The 5263-nt window shown below is 68.3% G+C and carries 5 protein-coding genes; all 5 read right to left on the bottom strand.

Features of this window, described 5'->3' with window-relative positions:
- On the bottom strand, positions 1–387 hold a 387-nt coding region (whiA, locus tag AC5RUJ_RS10495), incomplete at its 3' end, for a DNA-binding protein WhiA (RefSeq protein WP_494155841.1).
- 15 nt (positions 388–402) lie between these two features.
- Positions 403–1443 (bottom strand): gluconeogenesis factor YvcK family protein, encoded by a 1041-nt coding sequence (locus tag AC5RUJ_RS10490; protein WP_493999636.1) that lies wholly within the window; start codon positions 1441–1443, stop codon positions 403–405.
- Positions 1443–2357 (bottom strand): RNase adapter RapZ, encoded by a 915-nt coding sequence (gene rapZ, locus AC5RUJ_RS10485; protein WP_493978538.1) that lies wholly within the window; start codon positions 2355–2357, stop codon positions 1443–1445. Before rapZ ends, AC5RUJ_RS10490 begins: the two co-directional genes overlap by 1 nt.
- Before the next feature lie 36 nt (positions 2358–2393).
- A complete protein-coding gene (gene uvrC / locus AC5RUJ_RS10480) occupies positions 2394–4403 on the bottom strand; it encodes an excinuclease ABC subunit UvrC (protein ID WP_493999635.1) in 2010 nt (669 codons plus the stop codon).
- 48 nt (positions 4404–4451) lie between these two features.
- Positions 4452–5117: a lysophospholipid acyltransferase family protein gene (locus tag AC5RUJ_RS10475; RefSeq protein ID WP_493999634.1), complete on the bottom strand. Its 666-nt coding sequence runs from the start codon at positions 5115–5117 to the stop codon at positions 4452–4454.
- Positions 5118–5263 lie beyond the last annotated feature (146 nt).

The raw sequence follows: 5263 nt of genomic DNA, 5'->3' as shown, positions 1-5263 counted from the left end.
GACCGCCTCGGCATCGGCGGCCGAACCGTTGACGACCACGGAGGGCAGGCCGCGGACCGGCCGGCCGCGGCCGTCCAGCAGGCCGGTCTGTCGGGCGAGGGACTCCCCGTCCTTGACCACGCGCACGACGTAGCGGTTCCCGCGGCGCAGCGCACCGCCGGAGACCACGATGATGTCGCCGCTGTGGCCGTACACTTCCGAGATGGCGGTGCGCAGCCGCCGGGCGGTCGCAGCCAGATCAACTTCGGCCTCGATGACGATGCGGCCGGAAATGATGTGGAGTCCGCCGGCGAAACGGAGCGTCGACGAGACCTCCGCCTTCCGGACCTGGGACTTCTTGATGTCAAGGCGAGCGAGCTCATCCTTGACTGCTGCGGTCAGCGCCATGCACCTTGTCCTTACCTAATCCTTGTGGCCTTCGAAAATGTCGTGGTAGGCACTCGCCAGTCTCAACGGATCGTGTACGGGGCGTCCGCCTGAACTTCCTACTCTACCGAAGACCACGCGTGCTCCCAGCGCGGCCGCGGCATCCTCGAAACGCCCCTTGTCGTCAATCACGGCCGGATCGGCCAAGACCACGTCGAAACGCATCCCGGGGGCGCAGCGCCTCACCGCGGCCAGGTGGTCCGAGGCGGTCATCCCGGACGTTTCCTTGGTGTCCACCGACAGGTTCATGGTCAGGCAGCGGCGCGCCGGGGTGTCGCAGAGCGCCTCGCGCATCTCCTTGAGCATCAGGTGCGGCAACACCGAGGTGTACCAGGAGCCGGGCCCGAGGATCACCCAGTCGGCATATTCGACGGCGTTCAGTGCCTCGACGCAGGCCGGGGCGTCGTCGGGCAGCAGGCGCACGTCGTGGACGTGGCTGTTGCGTCCGGCCGCCGCCAGCCGGGACTGGCCGGAGATCAGCGCGGTGCGCAGCCGCCCGTCCTCGCCCTCCACCAGCACGTCGCCCTCGATGGTCAGCGGAACGGTGGCCATCGGCAGCACCTCTCCACGGGCCCCCAGCAGGGCGCCGGCCCACTTCAGGCCGGCAACGGGGTCGCCGAGCAGCTCCCACAGGGTCACAATCAGCAGGTTTCCGAGGGCGTGGTTGTCCAGCGACGGCTCGGCGCCCGGGGATGACTTGAAGCGATGCTGCATCACATCGCGCCAGGTCCGCCCCCAGTCGGTGTCATCGCACAGCGCCGCGAGGGCCATCCGCAAATCTCCCGGCGGGAGGACGCCGAACTCCTTGCGCAGGCGGCCGGAGGATCCGCCGTCGTCAGCCACCGTGACGATGGCTGTCAGTTCCGTGGTGAGCAGCCGCAGCGCGCCCAGCGAGGCCGAGAGCCCGTGCCCGCCGCCCAAGGCCACCACGGAGGGAGGCGCGCCGCTCTTCCCGGTCCGGCTGCGGGAGGTCCCCGGGGCGGGAACCAGCGGCATCGGTCCGGTCAGGATCGCCACTATTCGCGCCCCAGGTCCCGGTGCTGGACGGTGACTTTGACGCTCGGCAGCTGGGCCAGCCGCTTCCCGATTTCCTCGGCGACCGCCACGGAGCGGTGCTTGCCGCCGGTACACCCGATGGCGATGGTGCCGTAGTGCTTGTTCTCGCGGCGGTAGCCCTCCAGCACCGGCTCCAGCGCGTCCACATAGCGGTTGACGAATTCATCGGCACCGGAGTCCACCAGCACGTAGTCGCGGACCTTCTCGTCCAGCCCGGTGTGCGGGCGCAGCGCGGGGACCCAGTGCGGGTTGGGAATGAAGCGGGCGTCGGCGACGAAGTTGGCGTCCACCGGCAGCCCGTACTTGAAGCCGAAGCTGACCACGTTGATGCGCAGCACGATCGGGCCGGATTCGGTGAAGAGTTCCGTGATGGCAGTGGCCAGGGCGTGGACGTTCATCTCGGTGGTATCCACCACCAGGTCGGCCGAGTCCTTGAGGCTGCTCAACAGTTCCCGTTCGGCGGTGATGCCGTCGGATATGCGGCCGTCACCCTGCAGCGGGTGCGGCCGGCGGCCCTGTTCGAAGCGGCGGACCAGGACGTCGCCGGAGGCGTCCAGGAACAGCACCCGGTAGTGGATGCCGCTGGCCGCCAGGGCATGCAGCGCCTCCCGGATGTCGCGGAAGAGGCTCTGGCTGCGCACGTCCACGACCACGGCAAGCTTGGGCAGCGACTGCGGCATCCGCGAAACCAGTTCGGCCAACGTGCCCAGCATCTGCGGCGGCAGGTTGTCCACCACGTACCAGCCGTGGTCTTCGAGGGCATGCGCCGCCGTGGTCCGGCCGGCCCCGGACATGCCGGTGACCACCAGGAGTTCGGATTCCACCGGCTTTTCCGGCGTCAAGTCCTCATCCACCGTCATCGTCATTCCATCCATCCCGACCCCCGCTCCTCGATTCAAGCTCTAGCCTAACTAAGATTCGATGATTTCGCCGGTCGCCATATTTACCGCCGGCGCGGGCTCCTCCGCGGCACCGGCAGCCAGCTGGCGCTTCAAGGAAGCCGCCAGCGCCGGGCCGATGCCCGGAACCTGCTGCAGCTCTTCGGCGCTGGCCGCCTTGAGTTTCTTGGCCGAGCCGAAATGTTTCAGCAGCGCCTTGCGTTTCGCCGGCCCGAGGCCCTGGATGCCGTCCAGCACCGAGACGGTCATGGCCTTGCCGCGCTTCTGCCGGTGGTAGGCAATCGCGAAACGGTGGGCCTCGTCGCGGATCCGCTGCAGCAGGAACAGGCCCTCGGACGAACGCGGCAGGATCACGGGGAAATCGTCGTCGGGCAGCCAAACTTCCTCCAGCCGCTTGGCCAGGCCGACCACGAACACGTCGGTGATACCCAGGTCCGACAGCGCGCGGGAAGCGGCGGCCACCTGGGGCGGCCCGCCGTCCACCACCACCAGGTTGGGCGGATAGGCGAACTTGGTTTTGGGCGCCGGCGTGAGCGTCTCTTCAAGCACGACGGCGGTGTCCGCGCCGTCCCCGGCAGGGGTTTCGCCTGCATCGGCGGCCGCCGGGATGCCCTGGTGGCCTTGTTCCGCCAGATAGTTCCGGAAGCGCCGGCTGATCACGTCATACATCGCCGAGGTGTCGTCCCGGGCGGCCTCGCCGGTGATCGCGAAGCGGCGGTAGTCGGACTTCTTGGGCAGCCCGTCTTCCACCACCACCATGGAGGCCACCACGTTGGTGCCCTGCACGTGTGAGATGTCGTAGCATTCGATCCGCAGCAGCGCCACGGGCAGATCCAGTGCCTCCTGCAACTGCTGGAGGCCGGCCGAGCGCGTGGTAATGTCGCCGGCGCGCCGGCTCTTGTGCAGGGCCAGGGCCTGCTCGGCGTTCTCCCTCACGGTGGCCAGCAGGGCAGCCTTGTCACCGCGTTTCGGCACGTGGATCTGCACCCTGCTGCCGCGGAGTGCGCTGAGCCAGGCCTGCAGTTCGGCGGCATTCTCCGGTTCCTGCGGCAGCATGACCTGGCGCGGGATCCGGTCCGGCCCGTCGGCGTCCCCGTAAACCTGCTGCAACAGGTGTTCGGCCAGGTCGGCGTCGCTCTGGTCCTCGACCTTTTCCACCACCCAGCCGCGCTGGCCGCGGATCCTGCCGCCGCGGACGTGGAACACCTGGACGGCCGCCTCCAGTTCGTCCTGGGCCAGGGCGAACACGTCGGCGTCGGTGTCTTCAGTGAGCACCACGGCATTGCGTTCGAAGACCCGGCGCAGCGCGGCGATGTCGTCCCGGTGACGCGCCGCCGTCTCGTAGTCGAGTTCGGCCACCGCCGCGGCCATCTTCTTTTCGAGGTCCCGGATAAACCGGTCGGCTTCCCCGCCCATGAACGCGCAAAACTCGGCGGCCAGGGCCTTGTGGTCCTCGGGCGAAATCCGTCCCACACAAGGCGCCGAGCACTTGTCGATGTAGCCCAGCAGGCACGGCCGGCCGGTGCGCTGGGCCCGGTTGAAGACGCCGGTGCTGCAGGTGCGGACCGGGAAAACCCGCAGCAGGGTGTCCACGGTCTCGCGGATCGCTTTGGCCGGGTAGTACGGACCGAAGTACTTCACGCCCTTGCGCCGCTCGCCGCGCATCACCTGCACGCGCGGGAACTTCTCCCCCATGGTCACGGCCAGGTAGGGATAGGACTTGTCGTCCCGGAACATGATGTTGAAGCGCGGTGTGAACTCTTTGATCCACGTGTACTCGAGCTGGATGGCCTCCAGTTCGCTGCCCACGATCGTCCACTCCACCGAAGCCGCCGTGTGCACCATCGCATGGGTCTTGGGCGGCAGGTTCTTGGGGCTGGCGAAGTAACTGTTGAGCCGGGACCGCAGGTTCTTCGCCTTGCCGACGTAGATCACCCGCCGGTGCTCGTCCCGGAAGCGGTAGACGCCGGGATTGGTCGGGATCTCCCCCGTCCGCGGACGGTAGGAAGCAGGATTAGCCATGGCCGGTCACTCCCTTCCTCGCCTGGGCCCTGGGTGCCGTCCGGCCGGTCAAGCCGACGGCGTCTTGTTGTAGCTGTTCGAGCGTTCCTGGCCGGTCAGGTCGGCGATCGCGTCCATGATCTGGTCGGTGGCCGACCGGCGCGCCGGCAACGAGTGCTCCGGCCCGGTCCGCTTGAAGTACAGCGGCTTGCCGATCCGGACCGTGAAATGGCTCGGCCGGATCATCATCCTCCCGGCGGGCTGCAGCTGTTCGGTGCCGATCAGCCCGACCGGCAGCACCGGCGCCCCGGTCGTGAGGGCCAGCCACCCCACGCCGGTGCGGCCCCGGTAGAGCTTGCCGTCACGGGACCGTGTTCCTTCAGGATAAATCCCGAAAGCCTCGTTGCGGTCCAGTACGTCCAGGGCACTCTGCAGCGCGGCCACGCTGGCGGCCTGTTCGCCCCGCTCCACCGGTATCGAGCCGACGCTGTGAAAAAACCACCGCATCGCAGCACCCTTGGGACCGCGGGTGGTGAAGTATTCGGCTTTGGCGAAAAAGGCCACCTTCCGCGGCATCATCGCCTGGATGATGACGCTGTCGAGGAAGGACAGGTGGTTCGGTGCCACAATCACCGGGCCGGTCGCGGGAAAGTTCGCGATGCCTTCAATCGTCGGCCGGCAGCTGAGCCGCAACCCGGCCCGGAACGAGGCGCGGGTCGCTTCGAACGTCCTCATGCGGCCGGTCCGGGGCGTCCGGCCAGGGCGCCCTCGGGCTCGGCGGCGGTCAGCCGCCCAATAGCGGCCTCAAGTTCTTCGGCGGTATCCACGACGACGACGGCGCCGGCGGCTTCCAGCTCCCCGGGGGCTGCGAAGCCCCAGCC

The organism is Arthrobacter sp. Y3223164 (genome assembly GCF_059091005.1).
This window is presented reverse-complemented; position numbering and strand designations above follow the sequence as displayed.